Source organism: Kribbella alba (genome assembly GCF_039529635.1).
Classification (GTDB): Bacteria; Actinomycetota; Actinomycetes; order Propionibacteriales; family Kribbellaceae; genus Kribbella; species Kribbella alba.
In genome coordinates, this window is record NZ_BAAANE010000004.1 from 1,603,916 (window position 1) to 1,622,496 (window position 18,581).

Sequence of the window (18,581 nt, forward strand, 5' to 3'; positions counted from 1 at the left end):
ACAGACGGCATAGCCTCGACAAGCGGAGGTCCCGACGGCCGGGCCTGCGCGAATGACGACTCAGGCGAAGCGGGAGAGCACGAAATGCGAGTACTGGTGGTGGACGACGACCGGGCGGTCCGGGACTCGCTGCGCCGTTCGCTGGAGTTCAACGACTTCGAGGTGGTGACTGCCTCCGACGGCGCCGAGGCGCTTGCGGTGATCGGTAACGTCGAACCCGATGTGATCGTGATGGACGTGATGATGCCCCGCCTGGACGGGCTGGAGACCACCAAGGCACTGCGAGCCGCGGGCAACAATGTGCCGATCCTGGTTCTCACCGCCCGCGACGCCGTGGCGGACCGGGTGGACGGCCTCGATGCCGGCGGCGACGACTACCTGACCAAGCCGTTCGCGCTGGAGGAGCTGCTGGCCAGACTCCGCGCGCTGCTGCGGCGCAGTACGACGCCGGGCGAGGGCGGACCACGCGGCGAGGTCCTGCAGTACGCCGACCTGGTGGTGGACGTGGATGCCCACGAGGTGCACCGCGGCAACGTCCCGATCCCGCTGACCCGCACCGAGTTCTCCCTGCTCGAGCTGCTGATCCGCAACCCGCGCCGGGTGCTCGAGCGGGCGGTGATCCTGGACGCGGTCTGGGGCTACGACTTCCCGACCACGGCCAACTCGCTCGAGGTCTACATCGGCTACCTGCGCCGCAAGACCGAGGTGGAAAACCTGCCGCGCCTGATCCACACGGTCCGCGGCATCGGCTATGTGCTGAGAGACACCCCACCGTGAGCTCGCAACCCCCTGATTTTCCCTCGTACGCCGGCCGCCCGGGCCAGGGCGGTTCCACACCACCCGGTCAAGGCTCCGGTGGTTCCACACCGCCCGGCCAAGGAGGTTCCGCGCCGATGGGGCCGGGCTCGGCCGGTCCGGAGCCGAACCAACCAAGGACAGGCCCTCGGCCCGACGGCGCACCGGGAACAGGCGGGCAGGTACAACCGCAGACTCAGGATGAAACCGTTGTCGTCGGCAACGGGAACAACCGAATGCGCGAGACGGCGGCCCGGACGCAGAACTGGTGGCAGGAGAAGCTGCACCGGCTGAGCCTGCACTCCCGCGTCACGTTGCTCGCAGCTGTGGCCGTGGGTCTCGCCGTTGCCTTCGTGAGCCTGGCGGCCTACCTGACCGTGCGACAGCAGATGTACCAGAACCTCGACGACAGCCTGGTCACCCGTGCCAGGGCGGCCGCGGCTTCGCAGGTCATCACCGATCCAGCCGTGATCGCTCAGACTCCGCCCGACGCGTTAGGCCTGAGCGACACCCGGATCGGCCTGCTGTTCGAGAACGGACAGGCACTCGGGGTCTCGCCGGCCTACCTGCCACCGATGGGGCAGGACGAGCTCAACATCGCCAAGACGCAGTCGGACAATCCGAGCGTCCGCACCGCGGGCGCACCGAACGGCACCCCTTACCGAGTGGTCGCCGTCAAAGCAGACATCCCGCACAGCAATGTCAAAGCGGCCCTGGTCGTCGCGCAGTCCCTGCAGCCGATCGACCAAACCTTGCACAATCTCGGCATCGTGCTCTGGGCCTTCGGTCTGCTCGGTGTGATCGGCGCCGCCTTGGCCGGCAACGCAATCGCGCAGTCCGGTCTACGCCCGCTCGCCCGGCTCACCGGAGCCGCCGAACACATCGCGCGGACCGAACAACTCAACCCGATCCCGGTCACTGGTTCTGATGAGATCTCCCGGCTGGCAGTGGCGTTCAACGCGATGCTTGCCGCCCTCGCCCGGTCGCAGGACCGGCAGCGGCGGTTGGTGGGGGACGCGGGTCATGAACTGCGGACGCCGCTGACGAGCATCCGGACCAACCTCGACCTGCTCGCCCAGGCGGACAAGCGCGGCGGACTGAAGCCCGAGGACCGGCAGCAACTGCTGGACGACGTCCGCGCACAGATGGACGAGCTGACCGCCTTGATCGGCGACCTGACCGAGCTCGCCCGAGACACCCCGCAGGTCCGGAACGCAGAGCTGATCGAACTCTCGAACGTGGTCGAGGACGCGGTGATCAAGGTACGCCGCCGCGCCCCCGGGCTGGAGTGGGACGTGAAGATCAACCCGTTCCCGGTCTGGGGTGACGAGCGGTTGCTCGGCCGGGCCGTGACGAACCTGCTCGACAACGCCGCGAAGTACAGCGTGCCGGATGACGCAGCGACCGCCCGCGGCGAAGGCGAACCCGTGGGCCGGGTCACGGTGAGGCTGCTCGACGGCGTACTGACGGTGACGGACACCGGCCCGGGCATCTCCGAGGCGGATCTGCCGCACGTGTTCGAGCGGTTCTACCGGTCCAGCGAGGCGCGTAGCCGCCCGGGCTCGGGCCTCGGGCTCGCGATCGTCAAGCACGCGGCCGAGCAGCACGGCGGCATGATCTACGCCCGCAACGTCCCCGGCGGAGGCGCCCAGTTCACCCTCTGGCTCCCCCACGCCGCCACCCAGACCCGCTGACCCGCTGATCAGCGACGATCTGTAAGGCGCACGGGGTGCTAGCTGTCTGCTGTTGTGGGGAGCTCGGCGGGGGCGCGGAGTTCGGAGTTGATGCGCAAAGCCTCGGCTAGCTGGTCTTCCAGGATGATGATGCGGCAGGCAGCCTCCAAGGCTGTTCCCTGGTCCACCATTTCGCGGGCCCGTGCGGCTAGGCGGAGCTGGTAGCGCGAGTAACGGCGGTGTCCGCCCTCGGAGCGCTGCGGACTGATCAGCTTCACCTCATCCAGGCTCCTCAGAAAGCCCGGGGTGGCGCCGATCATCTCGGCGGCCCGGCCCATGGTGTAGGCCGGATAGTCCTCGTCGTCGAAGTTGGTCGACTCTGTGTTCGGTTCTGTACTCACTCTGTACTCATTTTTTGCTCCACCTGCTGGCCTGGGATCATCGCACCTCCGTGTCGAGGGCCCCGGTGCCGAAGCACCGGGGCCCTGGGGTTGGATTGTCACCATCTACCGGCTCTCGAGCCGGTCTCTACTTCCGCGGTCCGCCCCAAGGGGCGAATCCAGCGGGGATCGCGAAATGCGTAACCGAAGACCACCTTCTTTCGATGGGACTGCGGTACCCGCCCGGCGAAACGCAGCCACAGCGGGCGATCCTGATGATGTAACCCTCTCCTTCTTCAGTGTTCCGACTTCTGATCACTACTGCCGGCCAGTCCTGCTCACTGCCTTACTACTGACTTCGTACTGCGCACTTCCTGGCCGTCCTGCTGCAGCTGCCGGAACCCCTTACCTTGACCGGCTCCGGCAGATCTGCGGTCCTGCTCGAACTGCTGTGTTGCTCGTTCTGGTTGTACCCATCGTGCATGGACAGTCGTCGGCTGCCCGCGTCAGCTGTGCTGTTCTCTCTTCGCAACACCAGGAACCTTAACCAGCTCAACCCCGAATGTCTACTCCCATCACAGTAGATTTCCGCGTGTCGCCCTCTCAGCTTCGTGATCGCCCAGGCCCGGCGTGTGCACGGGCTCACAGGTTCTTCAGGGGATCTTCACGGAGTTCTTCGGCTGCTCTGACGGGATCTTCAGGGGGTTCTCAGGTGCGGCCGACAAAGTACAGCCCATGACCGAGAACCAGCCGCACCAGCCGCAGAACCACCCGGGTCAGGACAACCCGGCGCAGGGTTCGACGTACGGGAACCAGCCCCAGCAGGGCGCCTCGCCGTCGTTCGGTACGCCTGAGCGCACGCAGCAGCTGCCGTTGACCGGCTACGGCCAGCACTCGCAGCAGCAGTACGCGCCGCAGGGCGGCCAGCAGCGGCCCGGTCAGCACCCCTCAGGTGGGAGTGCTTACCAACAGGGTGGACAGTTCGGGACGACCGGGACGCATCAGGGGACGTCACCGGGCCCGGGCTGGCCGTTCGGCCCGCAGCCGCCGGCCGCCGACCCCGAGCCACCGAAGCCCAAGCGGCGCGGTCTGGCTCTGGTGGCAGCCACCGCGCTGCTGGTCGGCACCGCAGGCGGTGTGGGTGGTGCGGCTGTGTACTCGGCCACGAACAACTCCAACAGCGCGACGCCGTCGGTGACGGCTCCGCTGACCAGCGGCCAGGCCGCTCCGGCTTCCGCGCCGGACGGTTCGGTGCAGAGTGCCGCGGCCAAGGTCCTGCCGAGCGTGGTGAAGATCGGCGTGGCCACATCGCAGGGCGCGGCCACCGGGTCCGGCATCGTGATCAGCAAGGACGGCCTGATCGTCACCAACAACCACGTGGTGGAGAGCGCCGGCAGTGGCGGCTCGATCTCGGTGATGCTGAACGACGGCCGGACCCTGTCCGCCACCATCGTCGGCACCGACCCGCTGACCGACCTCGCGGTGATCCGGGCCAACGCCAACAACCTGACCCCGGCCGTGCTCGGCAAGAGCGGCACGCTCGGCGTCGGGCAGGGCGTGGTCGCGATCGGTTCGCCGTTCGGCCTGGAAGCGACTGTGACGAGCGGCATCGTCTCCGCGCTCAACCGCCCGGTCACTTCGGGTGACTCGCAGCAGAACAGCACCACAGTCTTTCCAGCAATCCAGACAGACGCCGCCATCAACCCCGGAAACTCCGGCGGCGCATTGATCGACCTGGCCGGCCAGGTGGTCGGAATCAACTCCGCGATCAAGACCGCGGGCGGATCGGGACAATCCGCCGGCGGCAACATTGGCCTGGGCTTCGCAATCCCGATCGACCAGGCCAAGCCGATCATCGACGAGCTAGCGGCCAAGGGCAAGGCCACGCATGCACGGCTCGGCGTACAGGTCGGCGACGCGCAGTCCTCCGACGGGCTCTCACAAGGAGCGACCCTCGGCCAGGTGACGTCCGGCGGTGCGGCGGATAAGGCCGGTTTGAAGGCGGGCGATGTTGTGACCGCCGTCAACGGCAAGGCGATTGCGTCAGGGGACGCGTTGGTCGCCGCAGTCCGTTCGCACCGCCCGGACGATGAGGTGACGATCACCTACACCCGGGCCGGCAAATCCCAGACGGCCAAGGCGAAACTCGGCTCCGACAACGGCAACCCCACCGGCTGACACCAAGACTCCCTCCCCGGGAAGGGACTGCGGCCACCCACCGAGTGGCCGCAGTCCCGTTTCAGGTCGGCAGTGGCGACGGGGCGTCGAGCAGACCGCCCGTCACCTCGGCCACCTGGACACCAGCCGCGAACTGCTCGACGGCCAGAGGGGTTACTACTGAGTTCGCCGACCGCTGAGCGACACTGGTCGTCATGAGTGTGGACATCCGCCGGGCCGACGACAGGTTCCGTACGACGACCGGCTGGCTGGACTCGCACCATTCGTTCTCCTTCGGCCCGTACTACGACCCCGCGAACGTCGGCTTCGGCCTGTTGATGGTGCACAACGACGAAGTGGTTGCCCCAGGCACCGGATTCGACACACACCCGCACCAGAATCTCGAGATCGTCACCTGGGTACTGCGGGGCGCCCTGGTGCATCAGGACTCCGAGGGCCACAGCGGCATCGTTTACCCCGGACTGGCCCAGCGGATGAGCGCCGGGAGCGGCATCCAGCACTCCGAGAAGAACGACGCGGGCGAGCCGGTCCGGTATGTGCAGATGTGGGTCCGGCCGGACCAGCTCGACCTCGCCCCGTCGTACCAGCAAGCAGAGGTCAACGACGCGCTGGCCGCGGGTGAGCTCGTGCCGATCGCCTCAGGCCTGCCCAAGCACGCAACCACCGGCGCTATCCGGATCAACCAGGAGCAGGCAGGCCTGTACGCCGCCCGGCTCCTGCCGGGCGCGAGTGTCCACCTGCCCCAAGCGCCGCACGTACACCTCTTCGTTGCCCTAGGCACCATCAGCCTCGAAGGCGCCGGAACCCTCGGTACTGCGGACGCCGCGCGCCTACTCGCCTGCGAAGGCCCCCGCCTCACCGCCGGCCAGCAAGGCGCCGAAGTCCTCGTCTGGGAGATGCGCGCCTAGTCCGCCGGGCCCGCGTGCTCGGTCATGTCGGGCCCGCGCCGGGCGTAGTACGGGCTAGTCCTGTTGTTCGGTCATGGTCCAGACGTGGCGCAGGGACTGGCCGGCGAGGCCCTCCGGGTTCTGGGCGAAGCTTTCGACGAACTGGCTCATGTGCTCCTGCCAGCGCTTGTCGACGGGGTCGTTCGCGAGCTGGGCGACGGCCGCCTCGTAGTCGTCGCACTCGACCAGGTGGAACAGATCGCGGCCGCTGCGCCAGATGCTCCAGTCGGTGATGCCGGCGCGGTTCATCACCGTGATCAGCTCGGGCCAGACTCGCGCGTGCTCGAGCTCGTAGGCCTCTTCGGTGCCGGGGATCAGGCGGCTGTGCAGTGCTAGGCGGGTCACAACCGAGCAGAATACGCCCCAGGAGTGACCGAACCGTTACCCGATCAGCTGGTGATCGGCTCGACGTGACCGGGACTGCCTGGCAGGTTGGGGGGCTCGCCTGGCAAACGGATTCCCGGAGGGTAGATGACCGAGCGGAACGTGCCCCGGCCGGCGGGTACGCCGACCTGGGTGGAACTGGCCGCGAACGACGCGGCGGCGGCAGCGGGGTTCTATGCGGAACTGTTCGGCTGGGACTACGAGCACCAGACGTCAGGCGACTACTACGTCTGCAGAGTGGACGGCGAGGACGTCGGCGGCATCGGCCCGAAGCAGCCCGGCACCGAGCACCTGCAGAGCCGCTGGACGACCTACCTCGCGACCGACCACCTGGAGCTCACCCTCGACACGATCCGCAGCCAGGGCGGCCGGCTGTTGACGGAGCCGGACGACATCGGCGACCACGGCCGGATGGCGATCGCGGCCGACCCGAACTGCGCGATCTTCGGTCTCTGGCAGGCGGCGGAGCACATCGGCAGCGGGCGGCGGTCGACCCCCGGCTCGTTCGTCTGGAGCGAGGCCCTCAGCCGCGACCACCAGACCGCCAAGGCGTTCTACTCGGCGGTTTTCGGCTACCGGCTGGAGGAGATCGGCGGCTACGACACCCAGTACGCCGCCCTGTACGCCGCAGACAAGCCGGTCGCCGGGACCGGGGAGTTCCACCCGGACCTGCCGACCGGGACGCCGCCGCATTGGCTGCCGTACTTCGCGACCTCGTGCACCGACACCACCATCGGACAGGTGCGGGATCACGGTGGCGAACTGACCGGTGATCCGCTCGACACCGACTTCGGCCGGATGGCGGTGCTCGCGGACCCCGAGGGCGCCCGCTTCGCGGTGATCCAGCTCGGCTGAGCAGGTCCGGAGTGAGTATTTTCCCCCTCGTGGCAGGCTGGCCACACGCCGAAGGCTGTTCAAGGTGTGTACCCGTCGCCGTGCGAGAGTTGGGAACGTGAAGCGAACTGCTGCGATCGTGTGTCTGAGTGCTCTGCTGGTCACCGCCGGTTGTACCGACAGCAAGTCGGGCAGCGGGAAGCCGGACCCGAACAACGAGACGCAGGCCTCCGCCGCGCTGGTCAAGTCCTTCGCCGCCGCCTGGGTGAAGGCCTGGGCGCCGAACGGCAAGCCCGACGAGGCAGCCGCGCTGACCGACGCGCCGACCACCTTCGGGCCACGGCTCGACGGCGTCGACACCGCTCTGGTCGCGCAGTCCGTGACCGTGACGCCGCAGGGTGATCCGAAGTGTTCGGACAGCAACACCTGCACGCAGGACCTCGCCGTCGAGGCGATCCTGCGTGGGATCGGGACGATGAAGTGGACCAGTTCCGCGACCGCCGTGAAGACGGGTGGCACCTGGAAGATCAAGGCGTCGGGCGACACGATCTACCCCGGCCTGAGTGATGCGAACTACCTGAAGCGGGTTCGTACGGCGCCCAACCGGGCCTCGATCCTCGACCGCACCGGCAAGCCGCTGACGACGAACCGCCCGGTCGTGATCGTCGGAGTCGCCTCAGGCAACGTGGCGACCGCGGCGACGTACGCGGCCCTCCAGCAGAAGCTGCAGGTCGACGGAGCCAAGCTGCGGACGCGGGCGACGACGGCGCCGGCCGGCCAGTTCATCGACGCGATCACGATCCGCGCGGAGGACTGGGACAAGCTGCGGCCGACGATGGGCAAGCTGCCCGGCCTGCTCACGATGGGCGGCACCCAGTCGCTGCCGGAGAGCGCGAACTTCGCGCGTTCGGTGATCGGCACGATGCGGACGGCGACTGCCGAGACGCTGAAGAACGCCGGCCCGACAGCCTCCTCCGCTGACCTGGTCGGAACGACCGGTCTGCAGTACTCGTTCCAGCAGCAGCTCGCGGGAACTCCGGGCGGCACGGTGACGCTGCGGGACGGCAAGACGAAGATGGCGATCAAGGAGGTCTTCAACCAGCAGGGCAAGCCCGGCACCGTCGTGAAGACCACCCTCGACACGAACCTGCAGCGATACGCTGAAGCCGCGCTCGCGACGAGCAAGCTGCCCGCGTCGCTGGTCGCAGTACAGGCCTCGACCGGGCAGATCCTGGCCGCCGCCAACGGGCCGACCGCGACGAGCTACAACCGCGCTTTCCAGGGCCAGTACGCGCCGGGCTCGACGTTCAAGATCGTCACCTCGGCGGCGCTCTTGGGCACCGGGATGACCGCGAACTCGCCGATGCCGTGCACGAACACCATCAACGTGTTCGGCAAGACCTTCAAGAACTACGACGGGCTCGCGGCGTACGGCACCGGCACGATGGAGAAGGCCTTCATCAACTCGTGCAACACCGCCTTCATCTCCCAGAACGGCCGGCTCCCCGCCGACGGCATGACGAAGGCGGCGGCGATGTTCGGCTTCGGCCAGGACCTCAAGCTGTCGATCCCGGCGTACGGCGGCAAGGTCCCGGCGCCGAAGGACGTCGTCGCCGAGTCGGCGTCGATGATCGGCCAGGGCACCGTGACCGCGAGCCCGTTGCAGATGGCGATGGTGGCCGGCGCGGTGAAGAACGGCACCGCACTGAAGCCGGTCCTGGTCCCGGGCAAGGACGCGAACGGTCCCGTGGCTTCCGCGTTGCCCGCAGCGACTACGAACGCGCTGCGGGCGATGATGCGGGCCAACGTGCAGGGCGGAACAGCGAGCGTTTTGAAGGGCGTTGGCGCGAACGGGGCGAAGACCGGCACCGCGGAGGTCGTCTCCAACGGCAAGGTCATCACCAACGGCTGGATGGTCGGCTACCGAGGCGACGTAGCGTTCGCCGTCATCGTCGAAGGCGGCGCCTCCGGCTCCAAGGCCGCCGGCCCCATCCTCAACAACTTCCTCGGCCGCTTCAAGTAACCCACCCGTACTTCGGCGCCGAGCGAGCTCCGCGTGGCCGCGCCTGTCGGTGCAGCGGATTCCGGTCGGGCTATGAGTACTGAGGGGACGCGGGTCGTGGTTCCGCGGCGAGCTGATCACCCACATCACCGACTTCTGGCCGGAACCGTATGAACCACCAGCCGGCCGGGAAGATCTGATGGAACGGGTGCCGGCCGGGCTTGATCGGTTCAGGCACGTCCTGAGGCGAATGCGTCCGAGTGAGCACTTCCTAAGAAGTCACTGAACTCCCGGGATGACGGGCATTTCGTCACCTAGGGTGTTGAGATGGAGACCCTGACCTGCCCCAAGTGCCAAGGCTCGATGCGAACCTACGAGCGCAGCAGCATCACCGTCGACCAATGCACGGAGTGCCGCGGCATCTTCCTGGACCGGGGTGAACTGGAGCGGCTCGTCGACGCCGAGGCCGCCTTCAACACCCCTGCGGCGCCAGTCCCGCAGCAGCCGCAGCAGCCGCGCTACGAAGAGAAGCGGTACGAGGAGAAGCGGTACGACGATCGCCGCTATGACAAGGACAAGCGGTACGACAACGACCGCTATGGCAACCAGCAGTACCCCCGCAAGAAGAAGAAGTCGTTCTTCGAAGAACTCTTCGACTGACCCCGGAGCGACGAGCCGGGCACCGCGCACGAGAGGTCAGCTGGGCAGGGCGATCACGGTCCCCTGCGCGATGGCACACAGCGTGACCACGCCTGCCTCGTCGACCCAGGGTCAGCTCCACCCAGCTGGGTTGACCGGCGGGTAACCACCTAGCGGCGGCCGTGGAGGGCGGGTTCGCGCTCTTCCTCGGTCGTACCACCCCAGACGCCATATGTCTCGCCGACCATGACCGCGTGGTTCCGGCACTCACGCTGCACGGGACAGGTGCCGCACAGTGACTTGGCGAGCATCTCGCGGGCGTGTTTCCGCAGACCACGCTCGGATTCGGCGGCGAAGAACAACTCGGGATTGACGTCCCGGCAGGCGGCCTCGTCCTGCCACTCCCAATTCTCCATCAGCGGGTCGGGCAGACCATCCGGCCCCTTCGTGACCGCCCCGGCCGGCGGCTTACGCCGACTCATGAGCCGGTCCGGAAAAACTGAGCCATCGACAGACACCTCGGGCTGATCGGGAATCACTGCGGCTGTCTGCATAACCGCGGCATCAGTCAAAGTACCCGCGAACAAACCTCCCCACACCCCCTCACACACGGTGACGACTGCCCGCGGGCGCGGACCTAAAAGGGGCTCCAGGCAACTACTTGCTCCTGGTCTCGATTCGTCCAACCACAGACCGTGGCCAAGGGCAACAAGCCGGTGCGGGAGGTCCGTGGTCCAAGACCTGTTCGGGCGACTGTGGTACCCCTGGGGTATCAAGTCCGAGGAGTCGTCGATGAGCCGTTGGTGGGTCCTGCACGTCGACATGGATCAGTTCCTCGCCGCGGTCGAGGTCCGGCGCCACCCCGAGCTGCGGGGGCTCCCCGTCGTGGTCGGCGGCTCGGGCGATCCGAGCCAGGCCCGCCAGGTGGTCGCCACCGCGTCGTACGAGGCGCGCGAGTTCGGCGTGCACTCGGGGATGCCGCTGAAGGCGGCGTGGAAACGCTGCCCGGACGCCGTGTTCCTGCCGTCGGACCCGGCCACGTACGAGGCGGCGTCGACCGAGGTAATGGACACGCTGCGCGAGTTCCCCGTGATCGTCGAGGTGTGGGGCTGGGACGAGTGCTTCGTCGGCGCGACGAGCGACGACCCATGGGGCCTCGCGGCCGACCTGCGGAAGGCGGTGCTGGAGCGGACCGGGCTGTCGTGCTCGATCGGGATCGGCGACAACAAGGTGCGGGCGAAGCTCGCGACCGGTTTCGGCAAGCGGGACAGCGGCACCGGCGCGGGGGTCTACCAACTGACCGCGGCGAACTGGGCCGAGGTGATGGACCACCGTCCGGTGCGCGAGCTGTGGGGAATCGGCAGCCGGATGTCGCAGAACCTCAACGAGCTCGGCCTGCACACCGTGGCCGATCTCGCCGCGGCCGACCTCGACGTACTGCGGAAGCGGTTCGGGCCGAAAATGGGTACCTGGTACCTCGCCTTGGGGCGCGGCCTGGGTGACACCGAGGTGACCGATGTGCCCCGCGAACCGGTGTCGCGGAGCCGTGAGGTGACCTTCGGCGAAGACCTGACCGAAAGGGCGGAGATCGAGGAGAAGATCCGGCTGATGGCGATGGAGCTGACCCGGGACGTCGTCGCCGAGGGCCGACGGGTTCAGCGGGTCCACGTGAAGGTCCGGTTCACCAGTTTCTACACGCCGATCAAGAGCCGGAAGCTGCCCGAGGTCACCGAAGATCCCGAGGTGGTGGCCGCGGCGGCGCTCGCGGTACTGGCCAAGTTCGAGCTGAGACGACCGGTCCGGCTGCTCGGCGTCCGGGTCGAGTTCGCCGCCTCCCCCTGAACACCTTGCGTCCGAAGAAGTGCGGGGCAGGACCCCCGGTTCTTCGGACGCTGGGTGTCGGGGAGGTCAGGTGAGGTGGTAGACGCGGCGCGCTGTGGTGCTGAAGATGGCGTTGCGTTCGGCGGGGGTCAGGCCGGCGGTCAGTTCTTCGGCGGCCTCGACCACCTCGGCGTACGAGGCGGCGAGGAGGCAGACCGGCCAGTCCGAGCCGAACATGACGCGGTCCGGACCGAAGGCGTCGAGCACGACCTCCACGTACGGCTGCAGGTCTGCCACCTTCCAGTCGGTCCACGAAGCCTCGGTCACCATCCCCGAGAGCTTGCACGACACGTTCGGCAGCGCCGCGAGGGCTCGCAGCTCCGTTGCCCACGGCTCCGGATCCGCACCGATCACCGGCTTCGAGATGTGGTCCACCACGAACGCCAGCTCCGGCAACGCGGCAACCGTCTGCACAGCGGCCGGCAGCTGCGGCGTCTTCGTCAACAGGTCATAGACCAGCCCGGCATCAGCCACCGCCTTCAAACCAGCCCGTACGTCGGGACGGCAGAGCCAGCGTGGATCCGCCTCGTCGTGCACCTGGTGCCGGATCCCCTTCAGCCACGAACCGTCGGGCCTGTTCTGCAGTCCGGCAAGAGCATCCGCGACATCGGGCGCGGTCAGATCCACCCAGCCGACCACGCCCGCGACCAGTTCATTGCCAGCAGCAACATCCAGGAACTCCGGCGTCTCCGCGGCCACGCTCACTGTCTGCACCACGACGGTCGCGGTGACATCCGCCGCGGATGCGAGCGGTGCCAGGTCATCGATCGTGAAGTTCCGTCGGACCGGATCAAGCTCAGGACCGACCATCCAGCTCTGTTCGCGCACGCTCAGATCCCAGATGTGGTGGTGCGCATCGACCCGCCCACCCACGCGACCGTCGGCCTGCCCGCCGGTGTCCTCGTCAACCCGCCCGCTCATGCCGCGGTGGTCCCTTCTGCGTGGATGAGCCGGATGACCCGCTGGCTCATCGTGTCGTAGTCGTGGTCGTTCGCCACCTCACCGCGGACCCGGTGGTCCCGCATCACCACCACCCGGTCGGCCAGCGTGATCATCTCCGGTAGATCCGAGGTGATCAGCAGGATCGCCAGCCCATTGGCGGCCAGGTCCCAGATCAGCGTGTGGAAGGCGTCCTTCGTCCGGACGTCGATCCCGACCGTGGGTTCGTCGATGATCAGGATCTCGGTCTTCGCCGCCAACCACTTCGCCAGCGACACCTTCTGCTGGTTCCCGCCGGACAAGGTCCCGGCCAGCTGCGCCGGTGACGCGATCCGGATCCCGAGCTGTTCTACGTACTCGGCGACCATCGCGGTCTCAGCCTTGGCCGGCACATAGCCGAAGGCCTTGCGAAGCCTGTCCCACACCGTCACCGCGATGTTGCGGCTCACCGACTGCTCGAGGAAGACGCCCTCCTCCTTCCGGTTCTCGGTGACGTAGCCGATCTTGTGGTGGTGCAACGCGTCGCGGACGTTGCGGATCCGCACCACCTGACCACGCACCCGGACCTCGCCCGCTGTGATCCGGTCCAGCCCGAGCAGCGCCTTGGCGAGCTCGCTCCGCCCCGCGCCGACGAGCCCGTACAGACCGACGATCTCGCCCGGCCGCACCGTGAGATCCACGTCCGCGTGACCGGTCGCAGTACTGACTCCGGACAGCTCCAGCAGCGGTGCGGCCCCGGTGGGGACGGTCCGCGGTGGTAGCGCGAGGGCCTCGTGGACGCGGCCGACCATCAGGTCGACCACTTCGTCACGGGTCAGGTCGGACAGCGTGCCTGATTCCAGCACCGACGCGCCGTCCCTGAGGACCGTGACGGTGTCGCAGATCTGGAAGACCTCTTCGAGCTTGTGGCTGACGAACAGCACCGCACAGTCGGCGTCCTTCAGCTTGCCGACCACCCGGAACAGCCGCTCGGCCTCGTTCGGCGTGATCGACGCGGTCGGCTCGTCGAACAGCAGCACCCGGCTCTCGATCGACAGCGCCTTCGCGATCTCGACCAACTGCGCCTGCGCCACGGACAGATCGGTCACCGGCTGGTCCGGATCGATGTCCAGGTCCAGCTCGGCCAGCCAGCGTGCCGCCTCGGTACGAATAGCCGCGCGATCCACCAGTCCGCGCGACGTCGGCAGCTTCTGCAGCAGGATGTTCTCGCCGACGGTGAACCCGGGGATCAGGTTGCGCTCCTGGTGCACCACGCCGATGCCCGCGGCAGCGGACTCGTGCGGCGATCCGAACTGCACCTCCTTGCCGTCGAGCAGCAGGCGACCGCCGTCCGGACGGTAGAGCCCGGTGATCACCTTGATCAGGGTCGACTTTCCCGCGCCGTTCTCGCCCAGCAGGGCGTGCACCGAGCCGGCTTCCAGCTTCAGCGTCACCCCGTCCAGCGCGCGCACGCCGGGGAACAGCTTGTCCACCTTCTCGGCCTCGAACAGCGTCATGACACACCTCCGGCCACGGCCGCATCCGGCGCTTTGACGACGGTACGGCGTTCCTGCCGGCGGGTGCGGACCTGCCCGAGCACGACCGAGCCGAGAACCACCGCACCGACGACGAAGTTCACCCAGCTCGGCTCGAGCGAGAACTCCGCCCGGGCCGTGTCGACGAATCGCACGATGAACGCGGCCAGCACCGTGCCGAGCACGACGGCCGAACCACCGGTCAGCAAGGCGCCACCGATGATCGGGGCGGCGAAGCTCGGGAGCAGCCAGTCACCGCCGATGCTCTTGTTCACACCCGGCGACGAGGCGACCGTGAGGATCGCGGCGATGCCGAGGATCGCCCCGGACAAGGTGTGCGCGATGATCACGGACCGGTCGTTCGAGATGCCGGAAAGCCTTGCGGCAATGGGGTTCCCGCCCGAGGCGAGCAGCTGTCGCCCGGGCACAGTCCGGCGCAGCATCACCGCGAGCAGGGCGGCCACCACCAACGCCACCAGGAAGATCAACGGCAGGATGCCGAACACGGCGTACGAGCCGAAGCTCTTGATGCTCTGGGGATAGCCGTCGACGGTGCGCGTGCCGACCACGCGGTACTGCACGCCGAGCAGGACTGTCATGGTCGCGAGCGTCACGATGAATCCATTGATCCGGGTGAGCACCACGAGCAAACCGTTCAGCAGGCCGGCCACGGATGCCAGCAGGAATCCGATCAGCAGCGCGAGCGGCACGGGCACCCCGTGGTCGGCCATCAGCACACCCATGCTGACCGCGGCGAATCCACCGATCGCACCGACGGCCAGGTTGAGTTGTCCCACGGCCAGAACCACCATCTGAGCCAAGCCGATCAGCACGGGCACGGCAAGGAACTGAAGCAGCACTCTCAAGGAATTGGCCGAGAGCAGGTCACCGTTCGAGGCGATCACCAGGCCGGCGAACATCGCCACGCAGATGACCAGCAAGGTCATCTCCGTCGTCCTGGCGAAACGGAGGGCGAAGCGTTTCATCGTTTTCTCACCCCCTGCCGCTCGGAGAACACTGTTCGGATCCGGTCGGTCGAGAGCGCGACCAGCAGGATCAGGCCGAGGTAGATGTTCAGGCTCTCCAGCCCGACGCCCAGCAGGTCGAGTCCCTTCCGGATCACCGTGGTCAGCGCGGTGCCGAGCAGCGTGCCCCACACGGAGATGAACCCGCCGGCCAGCAGGGTGCCGCCCAGGATCGGGCCGAGGAACGACGGCAGCATGAACTCCTCACCGATCGTCGCCTTGATCGAACCGGTGCTGACGGCCAGCATGAACCCGGCCAGAGCGGCAAGACACCCGGACATGGCATGCGCGATGATCACCCGTCGCGCCGTCGGGATCCCCGACAGCTCGGCGGCCTTGACCGAGGTACCGGTCATCAGCAGTTCCCGGCCGAGCTTCGTGCGGCTGTAGATCCAGCCGACCACGACCATCGCGATCACCGCGAACATCGCCAACTGCGGCACCGCGGGAGATCCGCAGACGTTGCCGATGCAAACATCCGCGAGCGAGTAGTTCCGCAGCTCCCGCATGCCCGGTGGCTTGGTGACGAAGGCCGCGTTGTCGGTCAGCGCCGTATAGACGAGGGGGATCAGGCCCAGCAGCAGGAAGTCCAGGGCGAGCGTGACGACGAACGAGTTCACGCCGGTCCGCGCGATCACCCACCCCGCGAGCGCGCCGATCGCCGCCCCGGCGATCAACCCGACCAGCAACCCGGCGTACAGGCCGAAGTGCCACAGGTCGTACGAGATGCCGGTGACCATCATCGAGACGGCGGCCATCCGGCCGACCGCCAGGTTCATGTGGCCGATCGACAGCACGCACATCTGGGCCAGGCCGACCACGGTGAACATCGCGATGTCGCGCAGCAGCGGGAAGACCACCAACTGCTGATTGAAGAACGCGGGACGCAGGATGCCGAACAGGGCGGAGAGGGCGACGACCAGTAACAGCAGGCCGATCCGCTGGTTCGCCCACCACGGGACCCGCCCACCGCGTGGCTGCTCGACCGGGGCGTCCGGCTCCTGCAGCGCCGCGGTGGCCGTCTCCGAGACCGGTGCGCTCATGAGACCCGCCGGTCGTCGATCGCGTCGTGGTCCCAGTCGATGCCGAGTCCCGGTTCGTCGGGGGCCACGGCGTGACCGTCCACGATCTCCATCTCGGTGTGCGTGATCGCCCGAAGCTGCGGGATGTGCTCGACGTACCGACCGTTCGGTACTGCGGCCGTCAGGCTGACGTGGAGCTCCATCAGGAAGTGCGGGCAGACCTCCAGGTTGAAGGTCTCGGCCAGGTGCGCCACCTTCAGCCACGGGGTGATACCGCCGACCCGGGCGACGTCCACCTGGACGATGCCCGCGGCGCCGGCGGCGACGTACTCCCGGAACTGCGACACGGAGTACATCGACTCGCCCACCGCGATCGGGATCGAGGTGGAGTCGGCGAGCCGGACATGTCCGGTCAGGTCGTCGGCCGGCAGTGGCTCCTCGAACCAACTCAGGTCGAGCGGCTCGAAGGCGCGAGCGCGCCGCTTCGCCTCGGCGTACGTCATCGACTGGTTCGCGTCGACCATGATGTCCAGCGCTGGACCGACCGCGTCCCGGACGGCCTGGAGGCGTTCCAGATCCTCGTGCACGCGGGGCTTGCCGACCTTCAGCTTGACCCCGGGCCATCCGGCCTTCTGCGAGGCGAGGGCGCCCGCGACCAACTGGTCCGTTGTCAGGTGCAACCAGCCACCCTCGGTGTCGTACAGCGGCACGTTCCGGCGGAACCCACCGGCGAGCCGCCAGAGCGGCTCACCGGCACGGCGACAGCGGAGATCCCACAACGCGGTGTCTACCGAGGCCAGCGCCAGCGAGGTGATCGCCCCGACTGTCGTCGCCCGGGTGGACGCGAACAGGTCGAACCAGATCCCCTCGACATTGCGCGCGTCCGCGCCGACCAGGCGGGGCAGCAAGTGGTCACGCAGCATCGCGAGGACCGCGCTGCCACCGGTTCCGATCGTGTAGGAGTAGCCAAGGCCACTGAGGCCGTCGCTCGTCTCCAGCTCGACGAACACCGTCTCCTGTTTGAGGAACGCCTGGACCGCGTCGGTCCGGACGGTCTCCACCTCGAGGTCGACGAGGAACGCCTCGGCTCGGGTGATTGTTGACTTGGGCAAGCTCTCTACCGCTTTCGGATGGCCGTTCAGCAAAGGATTGTCAGTACGTCACTGGCAGGTCAGCTGGCTCGCGAACTCCTTCTGCAGCTCAGCCGTCTTCGCCTTCCGCTCGGTGTCGTAGCTGTCCACGTTGGCCTTGGTGACCACGAAGGAGCCCGAGTCGACGATCACGCCGGGGGTCTTCATCGTGCACTGCTTGGAGCCGAGCAGGGCGAGCAGCCAGCCGCCGACATACGCCTGGCCGACCGGGTTCTGGGTCACGGTCGCGGCCACGCCGCCGGACTTGATCCCGGACAGGATCTTGGCGTCGTCGTCGATCGCGACCACCTTGATCGGCAGCTTGCTGCTGGCCACGCCGTCGGCCGCCGCGACCGCCGGGTTGTAGGCGGTGGTGACGATGCCCTTGATCTCTTTGCCCTTGGAGGCGAGCAGGTCGGCGACCGCCTTCTGCGCGGTCTGCAGGTCCTTGTCGATGTCGGTGATCACCGGCAGCTCGGTCACCTTGCCGTTCGTCTCGGCGATCGCCTTCTTCACCCCGGCGATCCGGCGCTGCGTGTTCGAGTCGACGTTGTTACCGGTCAGGTGCACGATCGTGCCCTCGCCGCCGATCGCGTCGATCGTTGCCTTGGTCGCCTTGTACGCCGCCGCCTCGACGTCGGTGGACAGGCAGAAGTCGGCCGAGTTCGTGTCACCGGCCGGGCAGGAGGCCAGCGAGCCGACCGCGAACCCCTTCGCCTTCAGGTCCTCGAAGGTGGAGTTGATGTCGGTCGGCGAGACACCGAAGATCCCGAACGCGTTGTAGCCCTGGGCCGCGAGCGAGTTGATCACATTGTTCTGCTTGCCCTGGTCCCACTCGCCGGTCTCGTTGAAGGTGACGTCACCGAGCTTGAAGTCGGTCTTGTCGAGCTCCGCGGTCGTCTTCCACGGCTGGAAATAGGGGTGCGCGCCGCCCGGGATCAGGGCTAGCTTGACCTTGGAGGCGTCCTTCAGCGTGACCGGACCGCCCGACGTACCGGCGGAGGCATCGTTGCCGCTGCTACCGCCCGCAGTGTCGTTGGAGCTCTTGGTGCTGCAGCCGGTTGCGGCCAGCGCAACGATGGCCAGCCCGACGGCGGTCTTCCGGTAGAGCGATGGGACGTTCATGGGGCCTGCTCCTCAAAGATCCTATAGGATATTGCGTAGCTGATGCTGCCGCTTCACACTGGTGGCGTCAAGACTTGCTCTGGTAACGACTGTGCACACCAACCGGTGGAGGG

The 18,581-nt window shown here is 67.6% G+C and carries 18 protein-coding genes; 8 read left to right on the forward strand and 10 right to left on the reverse strand.

All coding sequences use genetic code 11. The features are described from left to right. Positions 1–84 precede the first annotated feature (84 nt). Together ABD210_RS14445 and ABD210_RS14450 are read left to right on the forward strand one after the other, a co-directional pair. On the forward strand, positions 85–777 hold the full coding sequence (locus tag ABD210_RS14445) for a response regulator transcription factor (protein WP_344111790.1): 693 nt from the start codon (positions 85–87) through the stop codon (positions 775–777). 254 nt (positions 778–1,031) lie between these two features. Next, positions 1,032–2,489 carry a sensor histidine kinase gene (locus ABD210_RS14450; protein WP_344111791.1) on the forward strand — a complete coding sequence of 486 codons (1,458 nt, stop codon included), beginning with the start codon at positions 1,032–1,034 and terminating at the stop codon, positions 2,487–2,489. 38 nt (positions 2,490–2,527) lie between these two features. Here ABD210_RS14450 and ABD210_RS14455 read toward each other — a convergent pair whose 3' ends face one another. Then, entirely contained in the window at positions 2,528–2,869 is a 342-nt protein-coding gene (locus tag ABD210_RS14455) for a MerR family transcriptional regulator (protein WP_344111792.1), read from the reverse strand. 714 nt (positions 2,870–3,583) lie between these two features. Between ABD210_RS14455 and ABD210_RS14460 the strand changes: the two genes are divergently transcribed. After that, positions 3,584–5,026 (forward strand): S1C family serine protease, encoded by a 1,443-nt coding sequence (locus ABD210_RS14460; RefSeq protein WP_344111794.1) that lies wholly within the window; start codon positions 3,584–3,586, stop codon positions 5,024–5,026. A 61-nt stretch (positions 5,027–5,087) separates the two neighbouring features. Here ABD210_RS14460 and ABD210_RS14465 read toward each other — a convergent pair whose 3' ends face one another. After that, on the reverse strand, positions 5,088–5,222 hold the full coding sequence (locus ABD210_RS14465) for a hypothetical protein (RefSeq protein ID WP_344111795.1): 135 nt from the start codon (positions 5,220–5,222) through the stop codon (positions 5,088–5,090). On the opposite strand from ABD210_RS14465, the gene ABD210_RS14470 reads away from it, so the two are divergent. Then, positions 5,221–5,934, forward strand: coding sequence for a pirin family protein (locus ABD210_RS14470; RefSeq protein WP_344111796.1), 714 nt, complete (start codon positions 5,221–5,223; stop codon positions 5,932–5,934). The two genes, ABD210_RS14465 and ABD210_RS14470, sit on opposite strands and share 2 nt — an antisense overlap. A gap of 54 nt (positions 5,935–5,988) precedes the next feature. On the opposite strand, the gene ABD210_RS14475 is transcribed toward ABD210_RS14470, so the two are convergent. Further along, complete coding sequence (locus ABD210_RS14475) at positions 5,989–6,318, reverse strand: L-rhamnose mutarotase (RefSeq protein WP_344111797.1); 330 nt, start codon at positions 6,316–6,318, stop codon at positions 5,989–5,991. Positions 6,319–6,444: 126 nt separating this feature from the next. On the opposite strand from ABD210_RS14475, the gene ABD210_RS14480 reads away from it, so the two are divergent. The 3 genes from ABD210_RS14480 to ABD210_RS14490 all read left to right on the forward strand — a co-directional run bounded on the left by ABD210_RS14480 (position 6,445) and on the right by ABD210_RS14490 (position 9,853). Next, complete coding sequence (locus tag ABD210_RS14480; RefSeq protein WP_344111798.1) at positions 6,445–7,212, forward strand: VOC family protein; 768 nt, start codon at positions 6,445–6,447, stop codon at positions 7,210–7,212. A gap of 97 nt (positions 7,213–7,309) precedes the next feature. Further along, positions 7,310–9,214: a penicillin-binding transpeptidase domain-containing protein gene (locus tag ABD210_RS14485; protein ID WP_344111800.1), complete on the forward strand. Its 1,905-nt coding sequence runs from the start codon at positions 7,310–7,312 to the stop codon at positions 9,212–9,214. A 306-nt stretch (positions 9,215–9,520) separates the two neighbouring features. Further along, on the forward strand, positions 9,521–9,853 hold the full coding sequence (locus ABD210_RS14490; protein ID WP_344111801.1) for a TFIIB-type zinc ribbon-containing protein: 333 nt from the start codon (positions 9,521–9,523) through the stop codon (positions 9,851–9,853). Positions 9,854–10,002: 149 nt separating this feature from the next. Here ABD210_RS14490 and ABD210_RS14495 read toward each other — a convergent pair whose 3' ends face one another. Continuing rightward, positions 10,003–10,314: a WhiB family transcriptional regulator gene (locus ABD210_RS14495; protein WP_344111803.1), complete on the reverse strand. Its 312-nt coding sequence runs from the start codon at positions 10,312–10,314 to the stop codon at positions 10,003–10,005. A gap of 310 nt (positions 10,315–10,624) precedes the next feature. On the opposite strand from ABD210_RS14495, the gene ABD210_RS14500 reads away from it, so the two are divergent. Next, positions 10,625–11,674, forward strand: coding sequence for a DNA polymerase IV (locus ABD210_RS14500; protein WP_344111804.1), 1,050 nt, complete (start codon positions 10,625–10,627; stop codon positions 11,672–11,674). Positions 11,675–11,740: 66 nt separating this feature from the next. On the opposite strand, the gene ABD210_RS14505 is transcribed toward ABD210_RS14500, so the two are convergent. From ABD210_RS14505 to ABD210_RS14530, 6 genes are read right to left on the reverse strand one after another with little or no spacing between them, the layout of a single operon-like run. Beyond that, positions 11,741–12,634: an amidohydrolase family protein gene (locus tag ABD210_RS14505; protein ID WP_344111805.1), complete on the reverse strand. Its 894-nt coding sequence runs from the start codon at positions 12,632–12,634 to the stop codon at positions 11,741–11,743. Further along, the gene (locus tag ABD210_RS14510; RefSeq protein ID WP_344111807.1) at positions 12,631–14,148 is read right to left on the reverse strand and encodes a sugar ABC transporter ATP-binding protein; all 1,518 of its coding nucleotides are present in this window, start codon (positions 14,146–14,148) and stop codon (positions 12,631–12,633) included. The genes ABD210_RS14505 and ABD210_RS14510 overlap by 4 nt, the downstream gene beginning before the upstream one ends. After that, the gene (locus ABD210_RS14515) at positions 14,145–15,113 is read right to left on the reverse strand and encodes an ABC transporter permease (protein WP_344111809.1); all 969 of its coding nucleotides are present in this window, start codon (positions 15,111–15,113) and stop codon (positions 14,145–14,147) included. Before ABD210_RS14515 ends, ABD210_RS14510 begins: the two co-directional genes overlap by 4 nt. Positions 15,114–15,148: 35 nt before the next feature. Further along, on the reverse strand, positions 15,149–16,234 hold the full coding sequence (locus tag ABD210_RS14520) for an ABC transporter permease (RefSeq protein ID WP_344111810.1): 1,086 nt from the start codon (positions 16,232–16,234) through the stop codon (positions 15,149–15,151). Beyond that, positions 16,231–17,325, reverse strand: a complete 1,095-nt coding sequence (locus tag ABD210_RS14525; protein WP_344111811.1) for a mandelate racemase/muconate lactonizing enzyme family protein — start codon at positions 17,323–17,325, stop codon at positions 16,231–16,233. Before ABD210_RS14525 ends, ABD210_RS14520 begins: the two co-directional genes overlap by 4 nt. Positions 17,326–17,373: 48 nt before the next feature. After that, positions 17,374–18,468, reverse strand: coding sequence for a sugar ABC transporter substrate-binding protein (locus tag ABD210_RS14530; RefSeq protein ID WP_344111813.1), 1,095 nt, complete (start codon positions 18,466–18,468; stop codon positions 17,374–17,376). Between the last annotated feature and the right edge of the window lie 113 nt (positions 18,469–18,581).